This window comes from Pseudomonas sp. microsymbiont 2, assembly GCF_054788395.1.
In genome coordinates, this window is record NZ_CM139112.1 from 1,988,263 (window position 1) to 2,012,995 (window position 24,733).

21 protein-coding genes and 2 pseudogenes are annotated in these 24,733 nt (G+C 66.2%); 5 read left to right on the forward strand and 18 right to left on the reverse strand.

Going from position 1 to position 24,733, the window contains the following annotated elements; all coding sequences use genetic code 11:
- Nucleotides 1-25 precede the first annotated feature (25 nt).
- The 3 genes and pseudogenes from ACYUME_RS08995 to ACYUME_RS09005 form a co-directional block, all read right to left on the reverse strand.
- Entirely contained in the window at nt 26-766 is a 741-nt protein-coding gene (locus tag ACYUME_RS08995; protein WP_460419319.1) for a methyl-accepting chemotaxis protein, read from the reverse strand.
- 162 nt (nt 767-928) lie between these two features.
- Nucleotides 929-1,912: pseudogene (locus tag ACYUME_RS09000) on the reverse strand (cache domain-containing protein); the annotation flags it as partial.
- A 150-nt stretch (nt 1,913-2,062) separates the two neighbouring features.
- The gene (locus ACYUME_RS09005; protein ID WP_460418621.1) at nt 2,063-2,941 is read right to left on the reverse strand and encodes a LysR family transcriptional regulator; all 879 of its coding nucleotides are present in this window, start codon (nt 2,939-2,941) and stop codon (nt 2,063-2,065) included.
- A 101-nt stretch (nt 2,942-3,042) separates the two neighbouring features.
- On the opposite strand from ACYUME_RS09005, the gene ACYUME_RS09010 reads away from it, so the two are divergent.
- Nucleotides 3,043-3,471 carry a PACE efflux transporter gene (locus ACYUME_RS09010; protein ID WP_460418622.1) on the forward strand — a complete coding sequence of 143 codons (429 nt, stop codon included), beginning with the start codon at nt 3,043-3,045 and terminating at the stop codon, nt 3,469-3,471.
- Nucleotides 3,472-3,501: 30 nt separating this feature from the next.
- Here ACYUME_RS09010 and ACYUME_RS09015 read toward each other — a convergent pair whose 3' ends face one another.
- Entirely contained in the window at nt 3,502-4,488 is a 987-nt protein-coding gene (locus ACYUME_RS09015) for a hypothetical protein (protein WP_460418623.1), read from the reverse strand.
- A 174-nt stretch (nt 4,489-4,662) separates the two neighbouring features.
- Nucleotides 4,663-5,106: a GNAT family N-acetyltransferase gene (locus tag ACYUME_RS09020; RefSeq protein WP_460418624.1), complete on the reverse strand. Its 444-nt coding sequence runs from the start codon at nt 5,104-5,106 to the stop codon at nt 4,663-4,665.
- 103 nt (nt 5,107-5,209) lie between these two features.
- Between ACYUME_RS09020 and ACYUME_RS09025 the strand changes: the two genes are divergently transcribed.
- Nucleotides 5,210-5,770, forward strand: a complete 561-nt coding sequence (locus tag ACYUME_RS09025) for an isochorismatase family protein (protein ID WP_460418625.1) — start codon at nt 5,210-5,212, stop codon at nt 5,768-5,770.
- Nucleotide 5,771: 1 nt separating this feature from the next.
- On the opposite strand, the gene ACYUME_RS09030 is transcribed toward ACYUME_RS09025, so the two are convergent.
- The 4 genes from ACYUME_RS09030 to ACYUME_RS09045 form a co-directional block, all read right to left on the reverse strand.
- Nucleotides 5,772-6,461, reverse strand: a complete 690-nt coding sequence (locus ACYUME_RS09030; RefSeq protein ID WP_460418626.1) for a GntR family transcriptional regulator — start codon at nt 6,459-6,461, stop codon at nt 5,772-5,774.
- A 15-nt stretch (nt 6,462-6,476) separates the two neighbouring features.
- Nucleotides 6,477-7,181, reverse strand: a complete 705-nt coding sequence (locus tag ACYUME_RS09035; protein WP_279884323.1) for a FadR/GntR family transcriptional regulator — start codon at nt 7,179-7,181, stop codon at nt 6,477-6,479.
- A 70-nt stretch (nt 7,182-7,251) separates the two neighbouring features.
- Nucleotides 7,252-8,562 carry a C4-dicarboxylate transporter DctA gene (locus ACYUME_RS09040; protein WP_460418627.1) on the reverse strand — a complete coding sequence of 437 codons (1,311 nt, stop codon included), beginning with the start codon at nt 8,560-8,562 and terminating at the stop codon, nt 7,252-7,254.
- A gap of 207 nt (nt 8,563-8,769) precedes the next feature.
- On the reverse strand, nt 8,770-9,084 hold the full coding sequence (locus ACYUME_RS09045) for a helix-turn-helix domain-containing protein (RefSeq protein WP_279884319.1): 315 nt from the start codon (nt 9,082-9,084) through the stop codon (nt 8,770-8,772).
- 275 nt (nt 9,085-9,359) lie between these two features.
- Between ACYUME_RS09045 and ACYUME_RS09050 the strand changes: the two are divergent.
- The 3 genes and pseudogenes from ACYUME_RS09050 to ACYUME_RS09060 all read left to right on the forward strand — a co-directional run.
- Nucleotides 9,360-9,641 (forward strand): annotated as a pseudogene (locus ACYUME_RS09050) (PAS domain-containing protein); the annotation flags it as partial.
- Between the two features lie 174 nt (nt 9,642-9,815).
- The gene (locus tag ACYUME_RS09055) at nt 9,816-10,925 is read left to right on the forward strand and encodes a methyl-accepting chemotaxis protein (RefSeq protein ID WP_460419320.1); all 1,110 of its coding nucleotides are present in this window, start codon (nt 9,816-9,818) and stop codon (nt 10,923-10,925) included.
- A 12-nt stretch (nt 10,926-10,937) separates the two neighbouring features.
- Complete coding sequence (locus ACYUME_RS09060; protein ID WP_460418628.1) at nt 10,938-12,626, forward strand: putative bifunctional diguanylate cyclase/phosphodiesterase; 1,689 nt, start codon at nt 10,938-10,940, stop codon at nt 12,624-12,626.
- 6 nt (nt 12,627-12,632) lie between these two features.
- Here the strand turns inward: ACYUME_RS09060 and ACYUME_RS09065 are convergent, their stop codons facing one another.
- From ACYUME_RS09065 to folD, 9 genes are all read right to left on the reverse strand, one after another.
- A complete protein-coding gene (locus ACYUME_RS09065) occupies nt 12,633-17,480 on the reverse strand; it encodes a dermonecrotic toxin domain-containing protein (protein ID WP_460418629.1) in 4,848 nt (1,615 codons plus the stop codon).
- A 93-nt stretch (nt 17,481-17,573) separates the two neighbouring features.
- Nucleotides 17,574-18,065 (reverse strand): Lrp/AsnC family transcriptional regulator, encoded by a 492-nt coding sequence (locus tag ACYUME_RS09070; RefSeq protein WP_279884312.1) that lies wholly within the window; start codon nt 18,063-18,065, stop codon nt 17,574-17,576.
- A gap of 13 nt (nt 18,066-18,078) precedes the next feature.
- Nucleotides 18,079-18,897: an ABC transporter ATP-binding protein gene (locus tag ACYUME_RS09075; protein ID WP_279884310.1), complete on the reverse strand. Its 819-nt coding sequence runs from the start codon at nt 18,895-18,897 to the stop codon at nt 18,079-18,081.
- 4 nt (nt 18,898-18,901) lie between these two features.
- Nucleotides 18,902-19,615 carry an ABC transporter permease gene (locus tag ACYUME_RS09080; protein ID WP_279884308.1) on the reverse strand — a complete coding sequence of 238 codons (714 nt, stop codon included), beginning with the start codon at nt 19,613-19,615 and terminating at the stop codon, nt 18,902-18,904.
- Complete coding sequence (locus ACYUME_RS09085; RefSeq protein WP_279884306.1) at nt 19,612-20,319, reverse strand: ABC transporter permease; 708 nt, start codon at nt 20,317-20,319, stop codon at nt 19,612-19,614. Before ACYUME_RS09085 ends, ACYUME_RS09080 begins: the two co-directional genes overlap by 4 nt.
- Before the next feature lie 119 nt (nt 20,320-20,438).
- Nucleotides 20,439-21,221 (reverse strand): ABC transporter substrate-binding protein, encoded by a 783-nt coding sequence (locus tag ACYUME_RS09090; protein WP_460418630.1) that lies wholly within the window; start codon nt 21,219-21,221, stop codon nt 20,439-20,441.
- A 417-nt stretch (nt 21,222-21,638) separates the two neighbouring features.
- Nucleotides 21,639-22,685 (reverse strand): ornithine cyclodeaminase, encoded by a 1,047-nt coding sequence (locus ACYUME_RS09095; RefSeq protein ID WP_460418631.1) that lies wholly within the window; start codon nt 22,683-22,685, stop codon nt 21,639-21,641.
- A gap of 19 nt (nt 22,686-22,704) precedes the next feature.
- The gene (ctlX, locus tag ACYUME_RS09100) at nt 22,705-23,622 is read right to left on the reverse strand and encodes a citrulline utilization hydrolase CtlX (RefSeq protein ID WP_460418632.1); all 918 of its coding nucleotides are present in this window, start codon (nt 23,620-23,622) and stop codon (nt 22,705-22,707) included.
- Between the two features lie 213 nt (nt 23,623-23,835).
- Nucleotides 23,836-24,690 carry a bifunctional methylenetetrahydrofolate dehydrogenase/methenyltetrahydrofolate cyclohydrolase FolD gene (gene folD / locus ACYUME_RS09105; RefSeq protein ID WP_279884299.1) on the reverse strand — a complete coding sequence of 285 codons (855 nt, stop codon included), beginning with the start codon at nt 24,688-24,690 and terminating at the stop codon, nt 23,836-23,838.
- Nucleotides 24,691-24,733: the final 43 nt, after the last annotated feature.

The following is a 24,733-nucleotide window of genomic DNA, read 5'->3' on the forward strand; positions in this document are numbered from 1 at the left end:
AAAAGCCTGTGGGAGCGGGGGCAGGTCAGATGCGGAAGCTGCCCACCAGTTGCTTCAGGCGCCCGGCCTGCTGGCTCAGGGCGTCGCAGTGGCGCAGGGTGTCGTTGAGGTTCTCCACCCCTTGCTGATTCAGCGCGTTGATCTGGGTGATGTCCAGGTTCAGGCTCTCGACCACGGCGGTCTGCTCCTCGGTGGCGGTGGCCACCGACTGGTTCATGCCGTCGATCTCGCCGATGCGCTGGGTGACGCTGGCCAGGCGCTCGCCGGCCTGGTTGGCCACCTGCACGGTCTCCTCGCTCGACACCTGGCTGGTGTTCATGGTGTGCACCGCCTCGCGCGAGCCCACCTGCAGGCTGGTGATCATGCGGTGGATCTCTTCGGCCGACTCTTGGGTACGGTGGGCCAGGTTGCGTACTTCGTCGGCGACCACGGCGAAGCCACGGCCGGCTTCACCGGCACGGGCGGCTTCGATGGCGGCGTTGAGCGCCAGCAGGTTGGTCTGCTGGGAGATGCCCTTGATCACGTCGAGGATCTTGCCGATCTCGTCGGTGCTGGCGTTGAGGGTCTCGATCTGCTCGCAGGATTCGCTGATGCGCTCGGACAACGCGGTCATGGCGCTGATGGCTTCTTCCACCACCTGGCGGCCACCGTTGGCCTGCTCGCTGGCGCCGCTGGCGTGCTGCGAGGCGTCGGCGGCGTTGCGCGCGATTTCCTGGGTGGCGGCGCCCAGCTCGTTGATCGCCGCGGCGACGCTGTTGGTGCGCATGCTCTGCTCTTCGGAGCCGGTGAGCGAGGCGTTGGAGGCAACCACCACTTTCTCCGACAGGTCATGCACCAGGCGGGTGGCCGAGGACACTTCGCTGATCGAGGCGTGGATACGCTCGACGAAGCGGTTGAACGAGGTGGCCAGCTCGCCGAATTCGTCCTTCTGCTCCACGGTCAGGCGGCGGGTCAGGTCGCCTTCGCCTTCGGCGATGTCTTGCATGGCGCGGCCCATGGTGGTCAACGGGCGCATCAGTACCGGGATCAGCAGGCCCAGCAGGCCGGCGATGACGGCCACGGCGATGAGCATGGCGATGATCGCCGAGGTACGGAACTGGCTGAGTGGTGCGTAGGCTTTGTCCTTGTCGATGGACAGGCCGATGTACCACTGCGCCGACGGCAGGCCTTCCACCGGGGCGAAGGAGATGATGCGGTCCTTGCCGTCGAGGCTGACTTCCTGGATGCCGGGTTCGACCCGCAGCGGCGAGCCTGGGTAGATGTCCTTGAGGTTCTTCATCACCCGGTCCTTGTCCGGGCTGACGATGACCATGCCGCTGCGATCGACCAGGAAGGCGTGGCCGATGCCGCCGAAGTCCACGGCGTTGATGATGTCCACCAGGGTGTTCAGGCTCAGGTCGCCGCCGACCACGCCGAGCAGCTCGCCGCTGCCCTTGGCCTTGACCGGCATGGCGATGGTCACCACCAGGCCGCCGACCGCGGCCATGTAGGGCGGGGTGAGCATGGTCTGGTTGGCGGTCACGGCCTGGGTGTACCAGGGGCGCTGGCGTGGGTCGTAGCCGTCGGGCATCTTGGCGTCGGGGCGCTGGGTGAACAGGCCGGTGTTCTGGCCGAAGTAGGTGAACTGGAAGTTGCTGGTGTACGACGGCTGGTCGACCAGGCCCGGCACGTTGTCGCCGGCGCCTTGCTGGGCGATGTCCTGGGCCAGGTTTTCCAGCACCAGGATGCGCCCGCTCATCCAGTTCTGCACGCTGCTGGCGGTCTGCGCGCCGGCCTGGCGCACCGACGCCTCGATGCTCTGGCGGATGGTGTTGCGCTGCAGGTAGTCGTTGTAGAGGGTGAACAGCGCAAAGGCCAGGACCACGACGGCGCAGGCACTGAGCAGGATCTTGTGGCGGAATTTCAGGTTCATGTTTCGAGACCTTGAGCCAGTGAAGGAAGGGCGCCGCGTGCTTGTGGCACGAAGGGCGGAGCCTGTTGCAACGCTATCGGCCAGATCTGAAAAATGTTGAAAGACTAAATGTCGCAGCGCCTGGCAGATTTGCCCTGAATTTGTTGCCAGCTATTTGGGTGCAAGCAGGCTTACCAGTGATCTTGCTGCCTGCCCGAGGGGCTGTTGCTTGAGCCAGAAGGCGTTCACCGGCAGTTGCAGTTCGTTGCGAGTGTTCAGGAACTCGAGGCGTACCAGGCGACCGCTGGCGATCAAGGGCGCGACCCGCGACAGCGGCAGGTCGCCCCAGCCCAGGCCGGCCTCGACCATTTGCACGGCCAGGTCGAGGCTGTCGGTGCGCCAGTGCGAGGTGCCGATCAGCGAGCGCGGATCGGACAGCGGCAGGTCGCGGCTGCGCACCAGGATCTGGCGCAGGTTGACCAGGTCTTCGAGATGACGGATGCGCCCCGCGCGCAAGGCCGGGTGATGCGGCGACAGCGTGGCCACCAGCGACTCCATGGCGATCTGCTGGAAGCTGCGGCGTGGATCCACCTGCAGGCCGGCGAAGGCCAGGCACAGGCCGACTCGGCCGCTGTCGAGCAGCTGCAGGGCGTCCTCCTGCGGGGCGGCGAGCAATTCGATATCGAGCAGGGGGTAGCGCTCGCCCAGGCGGGCGATAGCCTCGAGCAACGGACGCTGGTCGATATCGGGGACCACGGCGATGGCCAGGCTGCTTTCCAGGCCGCTCGACAGCTCCAGCGCATGCACTTCCAGCAATCCCAGTTGCTCGGCGATCAGTCGCGCATGGGGCTCCAGGGCTTGGGCCTGGGCGGTAGGTCGCGCCTCGCGCGCCCCCCGTTCGAATAGCGCATAGCCCAGCTCGGCTTCGAGGTTGCCGATGGCCATGCTGACCGCCGAAGGCACTCGTCCCAGCGCCCGGGCGGCCGCAGAGAACGAGCCACGGTCAAGCACGGCGAGGAACAGCAGGATGGTGTCGCTGGAAAAGTTCATGGCAGTCTCCTTTCAGTAAATCTGAAAGCTGCCGACTTTTTCTGTCAATAGCGTTGATGCATTCTTGCCGCCTTCGTGAAACCCGCAACAAGGTAAAGCCGGTGCAAGGACTCAAACGCAAACTGGTCTACGTGACCTTCTATGAACTGATCGGCCTGTGCATGTCGACGCTGGGCCTGGCCTATCTGTCCGACACCCAGGCTTCGCATACTGGCCCCCTGGCGGTGATGATCACCACCATCGCCATGGCCTGGAACTTCATCTACAACAGCCTGTTCGAGTGGTGGGAGAGCCGCCAGGCCAGGCGCGGGCGCAGTGTCGGACGGCGGGTGGCGCACGCCATCGGTTTCCAGCTGACCCTGGTGGTGTACCTGATCCCGCTGATTGCCTGGTGGCTGGACATGACCCTGCTGGAGGCGTTCGTGGTGGACCTGGCGTTCATCCTCCTGGTGCCGTGCTACACGTTCATTTACAACTGGGCGTTCGACCGGATTTTCGGCTTGCCGGCCTCGGCGCTGGCGCCAGCCTGAGTTCTTTTGTAGGAGCGCGTTGCCTGCAGATCACGGCGCCCGATAGCCCAGCAAACTGTCCTCCACCTGCCCCGACAGGTAGTACACCCCGGACATGGCCCCGCTCTGGCGGTTCTCCATCAGTTCCTGCCATTCCTGGTTCAGCGCGACATTGAGGATCACCCGCAGCTGCTCGACCATCTGCGGCTGTTCACGGTCGTGGGTGATCATGCCGTAGCCGGTCACCGCCACCGAGATCATCGCCCCGGCTGCCTTGCCCACCGCCGCGGCGATGGCGCTGGCCGCGCCGCGCGGTGCCAGGCTGGCACCGAGCTTCTCGCTGGCCTGGGTGGCCACCGACGATAGCCCTGCCTCGGTCTGGCCGGGGGCCTTGGCTTGCTGGTGCAGGTGCTCGCGCAGCGACTGCCAGGCCGGCTGCTGATCGAGCGACTTGGCCCGCAGCAGCAGGTAGAGCGAGGCGTTGCGTGCATCCGGTGGTCCCAGGGCGATGACCGGGATGCGGTTCAGGCGCTGGCTGAACTGCTCGGGCGGGGCGTTGTAGCGCTGGATGATCGCCGGCAGTTGCTGGGCGAGCAGTTGCAGGTACAGCTCGCTGGCACGGTCGCGGATGCCCTCGGGGTCGATCTGCTCGGCCACCGGCTCGATGACCCGTTCGTGGTACTGCTCTTGCAGGTACAGGCCCAGGCGCTTTTCCGGGGTCTCGCTGCCGTTGCCGCTGTTCATCTTGTACCAGGCCACCTTGAGCGTGAGCCATTGCTGGGTCCAGTAGCCGGTGAACCAGGGGATGAAATTGTTCTCGGTGCGCTGCTGCACCTGCTCCTTCCACACGCGCATGGAGCGGCGGGCATAGTCGTTGGCCGAACCTGCGGCGGCCACGGAGGCGTCGAGAATCTCCTGGTCGATGCGTTGCCAGACGGCGGGCGGGAGGTTTTGCGCTGGGGGCGGGGGGCGTTTGCCGGCGCAGCCGGCGAGGGCCAGCAGCAGGCAGAGCGGGAAAATCACAAAAAGGGATTTCACGCGAAGTGCCCCCTTGAAAGAGGCCGGAATGTCTATTGGAGTATAGGTTCGTCTTCACTGCCTTTTCGCAGGCAAGCCCGCTTCCACAGCGACCGTGCTCGAAGTCGCTGTGGGAGCGGGCTTGCCTGCGATGGGCCGCGCAGCGGCCCCCTTTGCAGGTTTGAATGACATTGTTCAGTGCTCCCGCTTCAGGTGCAGCAATGGATACGGATCTCCCTGTCCATCCACCTCGGACCGCCCGACCTGGACGAACCCGTGCTTCAGGTAGAACCCCACCGCCTGCGGGTTCTGCTCGTTGACGTCGACCTCGCCCACGCCCAGTTCCTCGACCACCTGGGCCAGCAGCGCCTTGCCGATACCCTGGCCACGGCAGGCCGGGTCGACGAACAGCATTTCCAGCTTGCCGTCATGCACCCCGGCAAACCCTTGGATCCGGCCATCGCTGTCACGCCAGGCGCGCAGCTGGACGAAACCCAGGTACTGCTCGCGCACCAGGGGGCGCAGACGCTCGATGTAGCCCTCGGGAAGAAAGTCGTGGGTCGCCCGCACCGAGGCTTCCCAAAGATCGGCGAGCCGGTCGAAGTGCTCCGCGCCCACCGGCGCGATACTGTGCTTCATGTTTGCCTCCAAGGCTGTGTGATGAATCGTCGGGCATGGTAAGACACGCCCGATACCTGCGCTATGCTCGGCGTTCCGTTCACTGCGCACGCTGGAGCACGCGATGACCCTCGACCCCGTCCCTCAGGCCGACGCCTTGCTGTTGGTGGATGTGCAATGTGCATTCATGGAGGGCGCCGAGGCCGTGCCGGGGCACCTTGCGCTGCAAGTGAGCATCGCCCGTTTGCTGGCACGGGCCCGGCAGGCCGGGGTGCCGGTGATCTTCCTGCAGAACGACGGCGCGCCCGGCAGCCCCGACGCTCCACACTCGGCGGGCTGGCCGCTGTACTTCCCGGCGGCGCCTGGCGAGCACGTGTTGTTCAAGACCGAGGACGACGGTTTCGTCGAGACTGGGCTGCAAGCGTTACTGCAGGTTTTGGGCGTGCGGCGCCTGGCCCTGTGCGGCCTGCTCTCGGAGATGTGCCTGGCCGCCACCGCCCGCGCCGCCCTGCAACGAGGCTTCGAGGTACTGCTGCCCCACGATGCCCACGCCACCTACGACGTGCCGCCGGGGCCGGGCGGTTCGCCTGGCGTGCCCGCCGCCCTGGCGGCGCGGGCGGCGGAGTGGTCGCTGGGTGATGAAGTGCGGATTCTGCCAGGCGTCGATGCGCTGACGTTCGATTGACTCAGCAGGGCCGATCGAGGTCGAGCTTGGCTTCGAGGCGGTCCAGATGCTCGTGCATCAGCGCCAAGGCCTCGCTGCCGTCGCCGCGCTCCACCGCATCGATGATCGCCGCGTGTTCCTGCCAGGCGCAGTGTTCGCAGCAGGGCGACTCGTAGCGGGCGATGATCAGCGAGGTCATCGGCACCAGGCCGTCGAGAAAGCGTGCCAAAGGCGCATTGGCCGCCATCTGCGCCAGTTTCATGTGGAACTCGCCGCCCAGGCGGATCGCCGTGCAGCGTTCGCCACGCTCATGATGCTGGCGCTCGCGCTCGACCAGCTGGCGCAATTGGCGGATCTGCGCCGGGCGCGCGCGTTGGGTGGCCAGGCTGATCAGCGTGGTCTCGGCCAGGCGCCGGGCGCTGAGCACCTGGCGCGCCTGTCGTGGGTCGGGGGCGGCCAGGTGCGCGGTGTGGCTGGGGCGTTGCACCACCACCTGCTGGTCGGACAGGCGCCCGAGCACCCGACGGATCACCGTGCGGCTCACGCCGAAGACGTTGCCCAGCGCCTGTTCGGGCAGGGCGCTGCCGGGTGGCAGGCGCTGCTCGAGGATGGCATCGAACAGCCGGGGGTAGATCTGCTCCGCCGACAGGCGGGTTTCGCCAGCGCCGAGCAGGGCAGGCAGGCGGGGGGCGGCTGGGGCGCAGGCGGTCATGGTCGCTCTCCTTCTTTATTCAGGGACCTGGTCGGGAATGTTCAGGGCGATGCCCATGCGCTGGCCTTCGGCGAGGATGTGTCGGCGCATCTGCAGGCTGGCATGGGCGCTGTTGCGTTCGCGAATGGCGCGGACCACTGCTTCGTTTTCGCTCAGTCGCGCGGCCAGGTGCTCGGGGGAGTTGCGCAGCATCTCGGCGCTCTGCTTGAGGGCGTTGCCGGTCTGCTGCACCACGCTCTGGAAGATCGGGTTGGTGGTCAGCGCGAACAGCGCTTCGTGGAAGGCGATGTAGGCATCGAAGCCCGCCTCGCTATCGCCGGCCTCCAGGGCCTCGCGCATGTCCATCAGGGTCAGGCGCAACTGGCCGATGTCCTGGCTGCCGGCCGATTGCGCCACCAGGCCGGCGATGAAGGGTTCGAGGGTGTAGCGCAGCTCGAGCACATCGGCCAGGCTGGCCTGGGCGATGGCTTCCTGCGTCTGTTCCTGGGCTTGGCCGGCGTCGCTGTCGAGCACCAGCACGCCCTTGCCGGGCATCGAGCGCACCAGGCCAAGGGTTTCCAGCACGGTCACCGCTTCGCGCAAACTGGGCCGGCTGATGCCAAGCTGCTCGGCCAGCTCGCGCTGGCCGGGCAGCATGTCGCCGCTGCGCCACTGGCCACGGGCCAGGGCCTGGCGGAGTTTTTCCACCACTGAATCGACTACGGTAGAAGAGCTGATCACGGTTCGCTCCTTGGTTGACGCTGCATCCGTGCCGTTGACCGGCCGGCGCTGGGCGCCGGCCGCCTGAGGCTTAGAATTCCTGTTGATGGGGTTGGCCCTGCTTGCGGGGTATCGGGGTGAAGCCGGGTTTGTTGGCCAGCACGTTGTGCGCGCGCTCCAGGTCGATGTCCTTTTCCCAGTGGGCGATGGCCACGGTGGCGACGCAGTTGCCGATCAGGTTGGTCAGCGCTCGGCCGATGCCCATGAACCAGTCCACCGCCAGCACCAGCACCAGGCCCACCACCGGGATGGCCGGGACCGCGGTGAGTGTAGCGGCCAGGATCACCAGCGCCGAGCCTGGGATGCCGTGGGCACCCTTGGAGGTCACCAGCGACACCAGGAGAATGGTCAGCAGGTCGGTCATGGCCAATGGCGTGCCGGTGGCGTTGGCGATGAACACGATGGCCAGGGTCAGGTAGATGGAGAAGCCATCGAGGTTGAACGAATAGCCGGTGGGGATCACCAGGCCGACGGTGGAGCTGCCGATGCCGAGGTGCTCGAGCTTGCGCATCACCTGCGGCAGCACGGCGTCGGAGGACGCGGTGCCCAGAACGATGGACAGCTCTTCGCGCAGGTACTTGATCAGGGGCAGCAGGCGCAGGCCGGACAGGCGCATCACCGTGCCCAGCACGATCAGCACGAAGCCGGCACAGGTCAGGTAGAACAGGGCGACCAGCCCGCCCAGGTGCTGCAGCGAGCTCAGGCCGTACTTGCTGGTGGTGAAGGCGATGGCGCCGAACACGCCGATCGGCGCCAGGCGCACGATCATGCCCATGATGCGGAAGATCACGTGGCTCAGTTCGTTGATCAGGCGCGAGATGCCCGAGGCCGATTCGCCGACCAGGTTCAGCGCGCTGCCGAACAGCACCGAGAACAGCAGGACCTGGAGAATGTTGTTGTCGGCGAAGGCGCCGACCACCGAGGTGGGAATCAGGTCCATCAGGAAGGTCGTGGTGCCATGAATGTGCTGGCCACGTTCGGCCAGGGCGCCGGCGTCGGCGCTGGACAGCTGGTCGAGGTGGATGTTGGCGCCGCTGCCGATGCCGGTGGAGAAGGCGAACACCAGGCCGATCACCAGGGCCAGGGTGGTCAGCACTTCGAAGTAGATCACCGACTTCAGGCCGATGCGTCCGACCTTCTTCAGGTCGCCCGCGCCGGAGATGCCGCTGACCACCACGCAGAACACGATCAGGCCGATGAGCATCTTGATCAGCTTGATGAAGCCGTCACCCAGGGGTTTGAGTTGCAGGGACAGGTCGGGGAAGCTCAAGCCGCAGACGATGCCGAGGGCAAGGCCGAGCACAACCTGGAGGAAGATCGAACGCGAACACCATTTGAGCATGGGAGGGATCTCGGGTCGGTGTCCTTGCCCCCCAGCCACACGGAGCGAAAGAGTGCAGGACTTAATTATTGTGGTCTTACCGGTTTGTTCACTGCCGGACCATGGAACTCCGAAATTTCCCACATTGCAAGGCTTTTTGGCCTGACCGGTCTGACCAGTTGTGGTGCAATCGCAGCGAAGCTGCTCTAGCGTGGTGCGCGGGGGATTTCAGGGCTTGGCGAGCACCTGATCGACGGCAGCGATCAGCTTGACCAAGTCCTTGGGCGGGGCGTTGTGGATGACACCGAAAAGGTAGGCGCGCTGTTCTTCTTCATCGTCGGGCTCGGCGAAGAAGACCTTGGGCTTGACCCCCAGTGTTCTGGCGAACGTGACCAGGGTCTCGACACTGGGGGTATAAGTGCCGGTTTCGAAGCGGCTGATGGTCTTGGGGTCGAAGCCGGTTCGCTCGCCCAGTTGCGCCTGGGTGAGGCCGGCCAGTTTGCGGTAGCGGCGCAGGGCTGGGCCTAGACCTGTTCTCGTCATCGCTCAATTCCCATTTAGAATCAAGCACTTAACGATATCTTTCGACATGGCGCAACGCCATGATCCATCACATTTATTTGCAAAATGTGATGGAGTTCGTAGAATCCGGCGCTTTGATTGATCAGCCATTCAAGTCATCGTCCAGGGCGATCCGGCCATTCGCCGGCCCGCGTGCAAGCGTTGTCGGGCATTGGAGCTGATCCTGGACGAACGGTTCCGACGCCCCTGGCCCTTGCCAGGCCGCTCGTCGGCCCGGGTAGGAATGGAGTCTCATCGTGCGTCTGAACCTGCCGGTCAATCCGGTCGAGCAAAGCTTCCCCGAGCACCAGCGGCTCATTTCGGCGACCGACACGGCCAGCCTCATCACCTACTGCAACGCCGAGTTCGCCGCCATCAGCGGCTACAGCCAGCAAGAGCTGGTCGGCAGCCCGCATAACCTGGTGCGTCATCCGGACATGCCTGAAGCGGTGTTCGAGCTGATGTGGCAGTACCTCAAGACCGGTCGCAGCTGGATGGGCATCGTCAAGAACCGTTGCCGCAACGGCAATTTCTACTGGGTCAATGCCTACGTCACGCCCATGCTCGAGAACGGCCAGGTGATCGGCTACGAGTCGGTGCGCGTACGCCCGACCCGCGAGCAGGTGGCCCGCGCCGAGGCGTTGTATGCACGGTTGCGCGAAGGCCGCTCGGCACTGACCGCCTCTCGGCGCCTGGCCTTGCTGGCCCGGGCCATGACCCTGCCGTTGCTGGCCGGCGGCCTGGCCGCTGGGGTCAACGGGCTGTGGCCGGGCCTGCCGGCGCAGGCCTTGACCCTGGTGCTGTTCGGCGGCGTCGGCCTGTGGGCGCAAAGCCGCATGGGGCGTTACCTGCGGCGGATCGTCCAGGTGGCCGACAACACCTTCAGCGACCCGGTCGCGGCACTCACCTACAGTGACCTGCCGGGTGCCGCCGGGCAGCTGGAGCTGATCCTGATCAGCGAAGAGGCACGCCTGAAGACCGCGCTCACCCGCCTCAGCGACCTCGCCACGCAGATGGCCGATGCCGCCCAGGATGCCGGGCGGCTGTCGCGCGGCACCGAGTCGGCGCTGCTCGAACAGCGTGCCGAGACCGATCTGACCGCCACCGCCATGACCGAGATGGCCGCCTCCATCGGCGAGGTCTCCGGCCACGTGCAGCTGACCGCCGAACAGGCGCACACCGCCCACCTGCTGGCTGGGCAGGGCAGCCAGGTGGCCGACGCCACGGGGGCGGCGATCCACAACCTGGCCGGCACGGTCGGGCAGATCAACCAGGCGGTCAACGACCTGGCCGGTCAGACCGGTGCCATCGCCGAGGCGGCCGGCATGATCCGCGCCATCGCCGAGCAGACCAACCTGCTGGCGCTCAATGCCGCCATCGAGGCGGCCCGCGCCGGCGAGCAGGGTCGCGGCTTCGCCGTGGTCGCCGACGAGGTACGCGCCCTGGCCGACAAGACTCGCCAGTCCACCCTGCACATCCAGTCGATCATCGATGGCTTGCGCGGCGGCGCCGAACAGGCGGTAAGCATCGCCAGCCGGGGGCTCGAGGGCGCGCGGGAGGGGGTGAATCAGGTCGCCTTGACCCAGGAAGCCCTGCTGGGCATTCGCCACGCGGTGCAACGCATCAGCGACATGAGCCAGCAGATGGCGGCGGCCTCGCAGGAGCAATCCTGCGTGGCCGAGGATGTCTCGCGGCAGATCAACGGCGTGGCCGGCACGGTCCAGCAGAGCGCTCGCCGCGCCAATGCCGCCGCCGTGCGTGGCGCTGAACTTGAGCAGGTGTGCGCCGGCTTGCGCGCCCTGGTGGAGCGTTTCGACCGCTAGGTTGCGAGGGCTATGGACGACAACTACCGCGCGGCCGTGGATGCGGCCGCGATCTTTTCCGAAACCGATCTGCGCGGTCGTATCACCTACGTCAACCAGCAGTTCTGCAGCATCTCCGGCTACAGCCGCGAGGAACTGCTCGGGGCCAACCACCGTATTCTCAATTCCGGACTGCACGAGCCGGCCTTCTTCCTCGAGATGTGGCACGCCCTGGCCGCGGGCCAGGTGTGGAAGGGCGAGATCTGCAACCGTGCCAAGGACGGCTCGCTGTACTGGGTGGACAGCACCATGGTGCCGCTGATCGACCCGCACACCGGCAAGGTGCGCAAGTACGTGTCGATCCGCTTCGACGTCACCGAGAAGCGCCAGTTGCTGCATACCTTGCAGTGGCGCGTGGGGCACGACGTGCTGACCGGCCTGCCCAACCGCGCCTACCTCAGCGACCTGCTCAACCAGGCCTTGGCGTTCTCCCGGCGCGAGCGCATCCCGCTGGCGGTGTGCATGCTCGACCTGGATGGTTTCAAGGCGGTCAACGACGGCTATGGCCATGCCACCGGCGACCTGCTGCTGGTGGAGGTCGCCCAGCGCCTGCAGGGCATCCTGCGTGGTGGCGACACGGTGGCGCGGTTGTCGGGCGACGAGTTCGTGCTGATCCTGCGCCATATCGAGGGCCCGCAGCAGTTGCACGCGGCGCTGATGCGCATCCTGCGGGGCCTTGCGGCCCCTTATCTGATCCGCGAGCATGCCTTGGCGCTCAGCGCCAGCATTGGCGTGACCCTGTTCCCGCAGGACGACGAGGATGCCGATACCCTGGTGCGCCACGCCGACCAGGCGATGTACGTGGCCAAGCAGCGCGGGCGCAACCGCTATCACTTGTTCGACGTGTCCCAGGAGCTCGAGCTCAAGGCCACGCACCAGACCGTGGCCCGGGTGCGCCAGGCGCTACGCCATGACGAGCTGTGCCTGCACTACCAGCCCAAGGTGAACATGCGCAGTGGCCAGGTGATCGGTTTCGAGGCGCTGCTGCGCTGGATGCACCCGTCGAAAGGGCCGGTACCGCCCGGAGAGTTCCTGCCACTGGTCGAGCAGACCGACCTGATCGTCGAGCTTGGCGAATGGGTCATCGACCAGGCCTTGGACCAGCTGTGGCAATGGCAGCTGTCGGGGCGGGACTGGTCGCTGAGCGTGAACATCGCCGCGCGCCAGCTGCAACGGGGCGACTTCGCCGAGCGACTGGCGCGGTTGCTCGGGCAATACCCCGGGGTCGAGCCGGCCCGGCTGGACCTGGAGATCGTCGAGTCGGTCGCCATCGACAACCTGGCACGTGTCGGGCAGTGCCTGGATGCCTGCCGCGCACTCGGTGTGCGCTTCTCGTTGGACGACTTCGGGACCGGCTACTCCTCGTTGAGCTACCTCAAGCGCCTGCCGGCGCAGACCATCAAGGTCGACAAATCCTTCGTGCGCGACATCCTCCATGACCATGACGATCTGGCGTTGACCGGCGCGGTGATCGGCCTTGCGCGGGCGTTCGGGCGGGAAGTGGTGGCTGAAGGCGTGGAGACCATCGAGCATGGGCGGGTGCTGATGGGGCTGGGTTGTGAGCTGGCCCAGGGGTATGGCATCGCGCGGCCGATGCCGGCGGATGAGGTGGCGGGTTGGGTGGCGGGCTATGCCCAGCCACCCGAATGGCAAATGGGATGATCCCGTTTAACGTGTAGTGTTAGCGGGGGGGAGGTGCGCGTTGATCAGCTGGTCGGTCTGCGTGCGCGACAGATGCGTTTCGGCGGCCTGCCTGGCGTGCAGCAGGATACCGCCGACGCGATCATGCAGGCTGGGTTGCAAGGCGGCGAAGCGCGGGGCCTGGAGATCGAAACGCTGGAGCTTGCCGTTGCGACGCCAGGTCAGGCCGGGCACATCGCGGGTTTCGCTCTCCAGGGCCTGGATGAACGCTTCAGGCACCGGTGGGCCGGTATAGTCCCCCAGCGTGCCGCCGATGGTGGACAGCGCATCGTAGTACTCCGATGCGCCCTCCCATGCGCGGGCGAGCGCGGCGAAAGGCTGAGGGGTCAGCCGTCGCACCCAGGCTTGCCAGAATGATTGGCCGGCGGCCCAATCGGCCAGGTTGGTCGCGGTGGCGCCGGCGTTCACTCGCGCACCCAGGCGATGCAGCGTGGCGTCGCTCAGCCGCGCCAGGTAGCCGAAACGGATCTCCTGGGGTTGCGGCGGCAGATTCAGTTGCGTGCGCAGGCGCAGGCGCGCGTACAGGGCCATTTCCAGCTCGTCGAGCAGATAGTCGGGTTCTGTCAGCGCTCCATCGCTGATGTCGTCATCGCCATCGGTCGGCGGCGCCGCCTGGCGCTCGGTTTCGTCGCGCGCGGCGGCCAGCGCGCGGCGCCGGCTGACACGGGCGTTGTACAGTTCACCGATTTGCGCATCGAGCAGGCGTTGGCGGAAAAGGCAACCCACGACGCTGGCCGCGACCTGCTGGTCGGCCATGTCGGGGCTGGCGTGGTTTACCGCCTGCCAGACCTGCACATCGGTCTCGACTTGCTGGAACAGCAGGCTGGCCTGGTCGACGCATTGTTGCCCGGCATCTTCCAGCAGGTCGTCGATCTGTTGCTTGAGCTGCGCTCGTCCCCAGCCGGACGCGGCCTCTTCCTGCTCTCCGACTACCAGCACGCGCAGCACGTGGCGCATGCGCTGCAGCATGGCCTCGGGGTTTCGCTGGTAGTCGGCGCTGCCCGAGAGGCGCAAGAATAGATCGTGCAAGGCGCGCCATTGCGGGTCTTGCGCGGTGCCGGCCAATTGCGCCAACAGCTCCGGCGAATCGCCGATGGCCCAGTCACCGGATGAGCGCGCCGAGTCGTGCACCTGGAGGCCGGCTTCGCTCAGGCGAGCTCGGGCAATGTCGTCGAGTGGGTTGTTGTCGAACGAGTAGGCGAATTGCGCCTGATGCTCGCGTATCGCCTGGGTGTAGGCCAGATCGCGCAGTTCGGGTACTTGTGTCAGCGCATTGTCGCTCAGGTCGATCTGGCGCAGGGTGAGCGGTTGTCTATTCATCAGGTCCAGCAGCCCGTCGGGCCACTGGCTGATGCCGCAGTCTTGCAGATCGAGGTTTTGCAGGGCGTTCCAGCCAGAGAGGTCCGGCGCCAAGGTCAACGGGTTTTCGTACAGGATCAGCAGTTCCAGTCGGTTCAGGCCGGCCAGGGCCGCCCGGCTCGACTCATCCAGCACGATCGCATTGCGGCCCAGACTCAGGCCGCGCAGGGAAGGCCAGCGTTGCAGGGCCAGGAAGTGCTCTGCGGTCAGTGACAGCTCGTTCAGGTCGGCCTGGAGCCATTGCAGCGCCGGCAAGCGTGCCAGGCGATCGAGGGCCTCCACCGGTAGTGTCTGTAGCGCCTCGGTCAGGTTCAGGTTTAACAGGTGAGGAAGCTGGTCGAACACCGCGAGGCTGGCCTCGTCGAGCAAGTCGATGTTGTTTTCCGCCAGGTCCAGCGACTGCAGCTCGCTCAACTGGCCCAGCACTGGCGGCAGACGGTTCAGTGCGTTGCCGGCGATGTCCAGGTGGCGCACGCCTGGAAACGCGCCGAGCACTTCATTCAGGTTGCTGGCGTGCGGGTCGGTCAGGCCATTGATGGTCACTCGCCGCACGTAGGGCATGTTGACCGGTAGCCTGGGCAGCGAGTCGGCTTGGTGCGCCTCGAGCAACAGAGGCACATGGTCGATGCTGGCGGCCGGGTCTTCGCCGGGCTCGCGGCGCCAGGCCGCGCGAATCCGCTGGGCCAGCGCCTCGCGGTTGGCGCTGCGCAGCTCGAGGCCGCCGACGGCGATGCCTTGCGGGTCATGCACCCAGCGTTGCAGGGCAAAGTCGAGGCGCAGGTACTCTTCCCACAAACGGGTCAACAGGCGACGGAAGGCACCGGGCTGCTGACCTGCCTGGAAGCGCAGGCGCAGGCGCAGCATTTGCCGATCGTCGGTTGGCGTGGCCGGATACAGCTGGTCGAACATCTGGTCCTCGCTAAGCCAGCCTTGGGCGTTGCCGCTGAGGCGGTAACCGATGCGGCTGTCGCCAGGCAGGCGGGAGGGCAGTCGGTACATCGGGCGCACCGGCGCCATGCCCAAGTCTCTGGCTGCCTGGCGACGATTGCCGGCGGCCTTCTCGAAGAGCTTCTCGCGCAGTGCCGGCGCCTCGCCGATGTTCAGGCTCATGGCCCTGCGTTCGCTGTCGGGCAGTGCTTGCAAAATGGCATCGAACAGATCGCTTGCGTTGGCCAGCGAGTTACCGTGTTCATCGAAGGGTTGGTAGGTGTCGGCGACGCGCACCAGGGTCTTGCCGGGCATGCCGCTGTTGCCGGCTTCGCCGAGCAGGTGGCCAGCGAGGCGCCCCTCCCTCAGCGCGATACGCACGTTGCCGGACCAGCCAGGCAGCCGCCGCAGTGCGCCGAGCGCCAGCGCATCACGGTCGTTCGCACCCGCGCCCGCCGAATGGAAGCGCGCCAGGGCCTTGCTGATCCGGCTTTCGCGAATGTACAGGCGAGCCGTTTCGGCCATGCGCAATGGCAACCGACCCGTTCGCCGTAACTGCAGGATGTCGGGTGGCCTGGCCTGCGTCAGGATTTCCAGGCGCGCCGCAGGGCTGAGCGAGGGAAATGCCCGCGCCAGGGCGGCTGCCTCAGTGGGCTCGGATAGCGTGGTGCGCGGGGTGGCGCCAGACAGTTCGAGACAGTCGAGCAGCAGCGCAGGCAGTGGTCGATGGTCTTGCAATACCTTGCGCAGCACGTTGGCATCGTAACCGCTGCAGCGCAGGGCGCGTTCGAGCGATGGCAGGTCCAGCCCGCTGGCGGCCGCGCCCAGGTGCTCGAGCAGTTGGGTCTGCTCCCAGGCCAATGGTCGATCGTGTTCGAGCAACCAGGTGCCTTGGCCATTGCCCACCAGCCGGGGTTGGTGACGTACGCCCCGGGCTGGCGCCAGGCGTTGCGTGCCCTCGGCGGCATGCTCCAAGGGCAGGGCCAGGCCGTCGCGCTCGAGCCAGCTCTGCCCGTGCCACTGGAACAGGCCCTGGGCATCGATCTTGTGTGTGCTTGGCCAGGGGCGCGGGCGTGAAAACGCTGCAAGCTCGCCGTGCCACCAGCGCTCGTTGCCCGGCTCGCCGACCTGGTGCCATTGCTCCAGGGTGCCGGGTGTCTCGCTGAAGTGCGAAGCCGTCCCGAGGGCGGCCATCAGCGCCAGGTTGCCGAACACATCGAACAGCGCGCCGATCGCGGCGGCGCCATCGCCTTCGTTGGCACTGTGCACGCCGTCGAGAAACTCATCGACCAGCTGCCCGCCGCCGATCACCATCATCATCTCGCCCAGGCCGGGCACGAACAGGCCGGCGACGTTGAGCAGGTTCAGACCAATGCCGAGCCAGTGCTCGAGGCGTGCCAATTGCGCGGCGGCGTCGCGCTGCGACACGGGCACCGCCAGGGTCGCAGCGTCTTGCAGCTTGCGCTCGACGTGGGTACGGGCGCGTTCGGCGAAAACATCCTGCTTCCAGCGAGTGGCGACCAGGGGCAGGCGGGCGTTCTTGTCGAGGGTTTCCTGCCAGATGTCGGTCGGAGCGGGAAACACGCGCTTGATCCAGTTGAAGGACTGGCCCTTTTCCAGGGTCGGTGGTACGGGGTGCAAGGTGGCGTAGGGGTAGCGCGGATAGAGGGTCGCGCGCAGTCGGGCGGCGAAGGTCGGCTGGTCCGCGAGGTTGACGAACCGCGTGAAGAACGTTCGCCCGTCTTGCGTCCACAGCAGTTGGGTCAGGGCACTGCCGGCGGCCTGTTCGCTGGCGTACTGGCGCAGTGGCTGGGTGGGGTGACCCGGCAGGTACAGCAAGCAGTTGCCTGAGCCGTGCGCTTCATCCAGGTGAATCAGCAGCGGGCCATTGAGCGGCAGATTGAACAGGCTCAGGAAGTGACAGCGCAGCGTGCGCCTGGCCGAGGGTGCCAAGCCCGAGGCCACGGTTTCGCCCATGGCCAGTCCATGGCTGTCGACATGGCCCTGCAAGGCTGCGGTGGCCAGTGTGGCGGCGAACGCGGCGCGGTCCTGCTCGCGCAGCAGCTCGCGGAAGCGGTCCGTGTCGATGTGATCGCCCAGGTGATAGCGGTAGAGCCGGCCAAGGTCGAGGTTGCGCACACCGCTGACGAAGGTGTGAACGTCCAGGCTGCAGGGCTGGGCACTGCCAGGGCGCTCGAAAAGCCTGGGTGTGGCGTTGGCGGCGAAGTTCTGCATGGCCGCCTCGAGCCAGGACATGTCCCGCTGCTGCTGGCGCACCCGCCCTTGGTCGACGCGCGGCAGTGCCGTATCCGGGTACCAGCGCTTCAGCGCCTGTTCGAGCAAGGGGCGGCAGTAGGCTTCGATATCCTGGACCGGTGCCAGCGCGTCGGCGACGCGGCGGGAGGCGGCATGGCTGCGCAGGATGAGTTTCTTGAGTCTGTTGCGCTGGCCAGGTGTCGCTTTGGCCAGCCAGATGGGCAGCCGTTTATGCACGAAGGCCAGGTGCGGAGGGGGCGAGACGATGGTCATGATGGCTGCTCTGTGAAAAGGAGCAGCGAGGCTAATGTCCGCGTGGCGTGCTGCCGAGTTGCATAATTGCCACCCGGCGCCCGCTGGAATGGGTCAGGCCTGTGGGGGCGTGCTCTTCACCGCGGCCAGTTCCGGATGCGCCACCAGCTTGTCGATGTGCAGCTCGTCGTTGTTCATCCAGGTCTCGGTCAGGACCCGGTAATGCTCCATGTCACGACAGCGCATGCGCAGGCTGTAGTCGAAGTGGCCACTGATCAGCTGACACTCGTAGACCTGCGGGCAGGCGCGCACCGTGGCCTCGAACGCCTTCTGCGCCGAGCGTCCGCTCTGGTTGGACAAGGCCACCAGCACCAGCAACGACAATCCGGGGGAGACCTGCTGCAGGTCGATGATTGCCCCGTACCCTCGGATCACCCCGCGCCGCTCCAGCTTGCGCACCCGTTCCAGGCAGGGCCTGGGGGTCAGGTGCACGAGGGTGGAGAGCTTCTCGTAGGTGATCCTTCCATGGTGGCGCAGCACGTCGATGATCGCTTCGTCGATGCGATCCAGCGGTGCGGCGGCGCGGGTGATGGCCTTGGTATCCATATGCGGCGTGACTTCACTTCAGACGATTGGAGAGGAACTGCCGCAGGCGCTCGCTCTGTGGCCGGTCGAGGATCTCGGCGCTGCCGCTTTCCTCGACCAGGCCCTGGTGCAGGAACAGCACCTGGCTCGACACCTGGCGGGCGAACCCCATTTCATGGGTGACCATGAGCATGGTACGTCCTTCCTCGGCGAGCGTCTGTATCACCTTGAGCACTTCGCCGACCAGCTCGGGGTCCAGCGCCGAGGTGGGCTCGTCGAACAGGATGATTTCCGGCTCCATGGCCAGCGCCCGGGCGATGGCCACGCGCTGTTGCTGGCCGCCGGAAAGAAACGCCGGGTACTGGTCGGCGGCGCGGGCCGGCAGGCCGACCTTGTCCAGGTACTGGCGTGCCCGCGCCTCGGCTTCGCCGGCGCTGATGCCCAGCACCTTGCGCGGCGCCAGGCAGATGTTCTCCAGTACCGTCAGGTGGCTCCACAGGTTGAAGTGCTGGAACACCATGGCCAGGCGCGTGCGCAGGTTCTGCAACTGGGCCGGCGGCGGGGTGCGGGTGCCGGGGTGGATCTCCAGGGTCTGGCCGTCGAGGGTGATGCTGCCGGCGTTGGGCTGCTCGAGGAAGTTGATGCAGCGCAGGAAGGTGCTCTTGCCCGAGCCGCTGGCGCCGATCAGGCTGATCACGTCGCCCTTGCGCGCCTGCAGCGAGACGCCCTTGAGCACCTGGTGCTCGCCGTAGTGCTTGTGCAGCCCCTCGACGCTGAGCTTGATGGCGCTGGCATGGGCGTGTGCCGCGGGGGCCTGTTCGAAGGTGTTGAGTGGCAGTGCGGTAGCGGTCATTTGGTCAGCCTCGTACAGGGTCAAGGAAGCGCATCCAGCGACGTTCGGCCACACGGAACAGGCCGACCAGGGCGAAGGACAGCAGCATGTACAGCAGGGCGGCCACGCCGAAGGCCTGGAAGGTCAGGAAGGTCGCGGCGTTGGCGTCGCGGGCCACCTTGAGGATGTCGGCGACGGTGGCGGTGAAGGCCAGCGAGGTGGCGTGCAGCATCAGGATCAGCTCGTTGCTGTAGGCCGGCAGCGAACGGCGCAGGGCCGCTGGCAACACCAGGAACAGGTTGAGCCTCCAGCCGCGCAGGCCGTAGGCCTGGGCCGCCTCCAGCTCGCCGGCGGGCAGGTTGCGGATGGCCCCGGCGAAGATCTCCACGGTGTAGGCGCAGGTGTTGAGCACGAACGCCAGCAGGGTGCAGTTGAGCGCGTTGCGGAAAAACTGATCGAGCAGGGCATGGTCGCGCACCATTTGCAGGCTGTAGAGCCCGGTGTAGCAGATCAGCAGCTGGATATAGAGCGGCGTGCCGCGGAACACGAAGGTGTACAGCTGCACCGGCAGGCGCAGCCAGGCGTGGCGCGAGGTACGTGCCAGGGCCAGCGGCAGCGACAAGGCGAAGCCCAGCACCATGCTCGCCAGGAACAGCCAGAGGGTCATGGCCAGGCCCGAGAGTCCGGCGCCGTCGTGGTACAGGTAGGCCAGGCCATATTCCTGAAGGAGTTCGATCATCGCGCCAGCTCCTTGATACCGATGTTGTAGCGCCGCTCCAGGTGCTTGAGCAGACGGTTGGACAGGGTGGTGATGAGCAGGTACACCAGGCCCGCCAGGCACAGGAAGAACAACACGTCGTTGGTGGTCTTGCCGGCGTTCTGCGCGGCCTTGACCAGGTCGGCCAGGCCGATGATCGACACCAGCGCGGTGGACTTGAGCAGCACCAGCCAGTTGTTGCCCAGCCCCGGCAGGGCGAAGCGCATCAGTTGCGGGAACAGCACCAGCCGAAACCGCTGTGCCCGGCTCAGGCCGTAGGCGGTGGCGGCCTCCAGCTGGCCGGCGGGCACGCTGAGGATGGCGCCGCGGAAGTTCTCGGTGAAGTACGCGCCGTAGATGAAGCCCAGGGTGATGACCCCGGCGCCGAACGGGTCGATCTCGACGTAGTCCCAGCCCAGCGCCTCGGTCAGGTCGTTGAGCCATATCTGCATGCTGTAGAAGATCAGCAGGATCAGCACCAGGTCCGGGACGCTGCGGATCAGCGTGGTGTAGAGGGTGGCCGGGAGGCGCAGCAGTCGGGATCGCGACAGTTTGGCGCTGGCGCCGATCAGGCCGAGCGCGAGGCTCAGCGCCAGCGACAGCAGGGCCAGCTTGACGGTCATCCAGGTGCCCTGGGCCAGCAGCGGGCCGAAGCCTTGCAGGCCGCTTGTGAGGAAGTCGTGCATGACGGGAATCTCGCGGTGGGCGCTTCGCGGGTGAACCCGCTCCCACAGGATATGTGCAGGCCGAAGGCTGGTGGGTTACCTGTGGGAGCGGGTTTACCCGCGAAGAGGCCGGTGGGGGCTCACTCGTTATAGATGTCCAGGTCGCCGACGTACTTTTTCTGGATCTCGGCATAGGTGCCATCGGCGTGGATCATGGCGATGCCCTTGTCGAGCAGGGCCTTGAGCTCCGGGTCGGTCTTGCGCAGACCCATGGCGATATCCAGCGGCAGGGTCGGGTCCTTGATCGCCGGACCGCTCCTGAAGTCGGCGCCCTCGGGCTTGGAGAGGAAGTTCAGCTGGGCTTCGAGCTTGTCGGTGACGGTGGCGTCGAGGCGGCCATTCATCAGGTCGGCGTAGTTCTGGTCCTGGCCCTGGTACGCCTTGACCTGGGCGCCCAGCGGCGCCAGTACGGCGCGGGCGTACACCTCCTGCAGCGATCCCTGGAGCACGCCGACCTGCTTGCCCTTGAGCGACTCGGCGGTGTCGCCGAAGTCGGCCGACTTGCGCACGATCACCGAGGTAGGGCTGAGGAACAGGCGGTCGGTGAAGTCGATCTGCTTCAGCCGCGCCGGGGTGACGGCCATCGACGACATGATGGCGTCGAACTTGCGGGCGCGCAGGGCGGGAATCATGCCGTCGAATTCGTTGTGCACCCAGGTGCACTTGACCTGCAGCTTGGCGCAGATGGCATTGCCCAGGTCGATGTCGAAGCCTTGCAGGCTGCCATCGGCGGCGACGGATTCGAACGGTGGGTATTCGGGGAAGACGCCGAAGCGGATCTCGGTCCACTCCTTGGCCTGGGTAACGGTGGTAGCGCACAACGAGAACAGCAGCACGCCGAGGCGTTTTCGCATGGAGGGCATGGTCTTGGGTCCCTGGGTGTTGTTATTGGTAGTAGGACGGTTAGCGCGTGCAGGTCCGTCGCTGACTCATGGGTCGGGCTCAGGATGCGCGAGATAGACAGGTTTTTTGTGTCGTTTGCCAGCGTGTGGCGTGTCGAATTCGGCTGTTAGGATTCCCTGCGCAGCCGAATCGGCTGTTTCGACAAAGATTTATGCAAGTGCGACAGCGGTTTCGGTCATTGGTCGAGCGACCGCCATGCTTGTCGGTCGCGGTGTACGCGGTCCCCTGTAGGAGCGGCCTTGTGTCGCGAAAGGGCCGCAGAGCGGCCCCGGCAATATCGGCTGCATAGCTGAACCCCTGGGGCTGCTGCGCAGCCCTTTCCGACCGGTCCGACGCCTCGGCAAGGCCGCTCCTACAGGGGGGGCGTGCCAGGCCGGTCAGGCGGCGTTGACCTTACGTGCCGCCACGTTCGGCTGCAGCAGGGCGAACAGGTCCTTCGGATTCTCAAGCGTCGGCACCAGCGCGATATCGCGCCCGATGTCCAGCGCCCTGGCCACATCCAGCACATAGCGCAGGGCCGAGTAGTCCTCCAGGGCGAAACCGACCGAGTCGAACAGCGTCACCTGCGCGGCGCTCTCGCGTCCGGCGGCGTTTCCCTCGACCACCTGCCAGAATTCGGTGGTCGGCGAGTCCGCCGGCATCTGCTGGATCTCGCCTTCGATACGGCTCTGTGGCTCGTACTCGACGACCACCCGGGCACGCTCGACGATGTCGCGGTGCAGCTCGGTCTTGCCCGGGCAATCACCACCGACCGCGTTGAGGTGCATGCCGGGTTCGATCATCTCCGGGGTGAGGATGGTGGCGTAGGCCTTGTCGGCGGTGACCGTGGTGACGATATCGGCACCGCGCACCGCCTCGGCCACACTGCCAGCGAGGATCAGCTTCAGTTGCGGATAGCCGGCGAGGTTGGCCGCCAGCTTCTGGCTCGCCGCACGGTCGATGTCGAACAGGCGGATCTCGCCGATGCCGAGCAAGGTGTGGAAGGCGATGGCCTGGAATTCGCTCTGCGAGCCGTTGCCGATCAGCGCCATGCTCCGGCTGTCGGGGCGCGCCAGGTAGCGGGCGGCCAGGGCCGAGGTGGCGGCGGTGCGGATCGCGGTGGTCAGGGTCATTTCGCTGAGCAGCACCGGCGCGCCGGTATCCACGTCGCCCAGGGCGCCGAAGGCCATCACCGTGAGCAAGCCGTCATGGGTATTCTTCGGGTGGCCGTTGACGTACTTGAAGGCATACAGGTTGGCGTCGGACACCGGCATCAGTTCGATCACGCCGTCTGGCGAATGGTTGGCCAGGCGGGCGCACTTCTCGAAGTCGTGCCAGCGCAGGTAGTCCTGGCGAATGTATTCGGCCATCTCGGCCAGGCAGGTCGGCAGGCCCTTGCGGTTGACCAGGTGGGCGAGGTCGTGCACGTCGATGTAGCGGGTCATGATGATTCTCCTTGTCGAGTCAGTGGCGCGAGGGCAGGTGGATTTCGGCGAGCATGCAGCGCGCGCTGCCGCCGCCGATGCGTTCGATATGGTCGATGTTCACCACCAGCGGATGACTGTGCCGCTCGACCTGGCGGCGCTGGTCGGCGTCGAGCGCATTCCAGGCGCTGCGCGACATGACCAGCAGGGAGCGGCCGTCACGGTCGTGGACTTCGAGCATGTTGCCGGCGAAGTTCTCCAGCTGGTCGAAGTTCAGCGCCAGCACCTGTTTGTCGGTGTCGCGCAGCGATTGCTCCAGGGCGCGGCGTTCATCCAGGTGGGGCAGGGCGTCGAGGCAGGCCACGGCGAGCTGGCGGCCGACGTTCATCATCACGTTGCTGTGGTATATCGGCGCCTGGCGGCGGTCCACGGCGTGGAACAGGCACAGGCGGTAGTCCAGGCGCTCGGCGAACTGGCGCAGGGCGCGTTCGTGGGTGCGCCCGGAGTGGCAGGCGTAGCTGATGCGGTGCTCGCGGTCCAGGACCATGCTGCCGGTGCCTTCGAGAAACAGATTCTGCTGTTCCAGCGGACTCAGGTCGATGGTGCGGCGGATGGCAAAGCGTTCCTGCAGCACGCCGAGTACGCCCTTGCTGCGTTCCAGGCGGCGGTTCTCGCCTTCCATCGGGTACAGCACCAGGCTGCCGTCGGCGTGGCTGCTCCACCAGTTGTTGGGGAAGATCGAGTCGGGGGTATGGGGTTCGGGCGTGTCCTGCACCACCAGCACGTCCACGCCTTGCTGGCGCAGGGCATCGACGTAGCCGTCGAACTCTTCCAGGGCCTTTTCGCTGGCGGCTTCAGGGTCCAGCGGCGCTTGCTGGAAACGGTTGTTGGCGGCGGTGTCCGGGTTGAAGGCGAACCGCGCCGGACGAATCATGAGGACGGTATTTGTTGTTTGCATTGGGCACGCATCCACGGGTGGGCTGTGTGACCATTGTCGGAGGGATCGCGGGGCAATCCTGGCTGAAGCGTGAGCGGTGGGCAGCCGGTCCAGCTGAAGTGGCTTGCTTGGCAGCGGAATCGGCTGGTGTCGCAGAAAAGGTCGCCATCCTCGTGGGAGCGCAAATGAAAACGGCGCCTCGAAGGGCGCCGTTGCGTCTATTGCCGGAGCAACTTACTTGTGCAGCTCTTCAGCCGCATACAGGGTGTTCTCCAGCAAGCAGGCGCGCGTCATCGGGCCCACGCCGCCCGGCACCGGGGTGATCCAGCCGGCGCGGGGCAGGGCGGTCTCGTAGACCACGTCGCCGACCAGCTTGCCGTCTTCCTGGCGGTTGATGCCGACGTCGATGACGATGGCGCCTTCCTTGATCCATTCACCTTTGACCAGGCCCGGCTTGCCGGCGGCCACCACCACCAGGTCGGCGCGCCCGACGTGTCCGGCCAGGTCCTTGGTGAAGCGGTGGCAGACGGTGACGGTGCAGCCGGCCAGCAGCAGTTCCATGGCCATGGGCCGGCCAACGATATTGGAGGCGCCGACGATGACGGCATTCATGCCGTACAGATCCTGACCGGTGCTTTCCAGCAAGGTCATGATGCCTTTGGGCGTGCATGGGCGCAGCAGCGGGATGCGTTGCGCGAGGCGGCCGATGTTGTACGGGTGGAAACCATCGACGTCCTTGTCCGGGCGAATGCGCTCGAGCAGCAGCGAGGCATCCAGGTGCTCGGGCAGCGGCAGCTGCAGCAGGATGCCGTCGACGGCCGGGTCATCGTTGAGGCGATCGATCAGGTCGGTCAGGGCTTGCTGCGTGGTATCGCTGGGCAGGTCGAAAGCCTGGGAGATGAAGCCGACCTCTTCGCAGTCCTTGCGCTTGTGCGAGACATAGACTTGGGAGGCGGGGTCGGTGCCGACCAGGATCACCGCCAGGCCTGGAGTGCGCAGGCCCTGCTGGCGGCGCTCCGCGACACGTTGGGCGATCTGCTGGCGCAGGTTGGCGGCGATCGCCTTGCCATCGATAAGGTGTGCAGTCATAGACGCGTGATTAACCATCGAGAAGGGAACATATAAGAAGCGC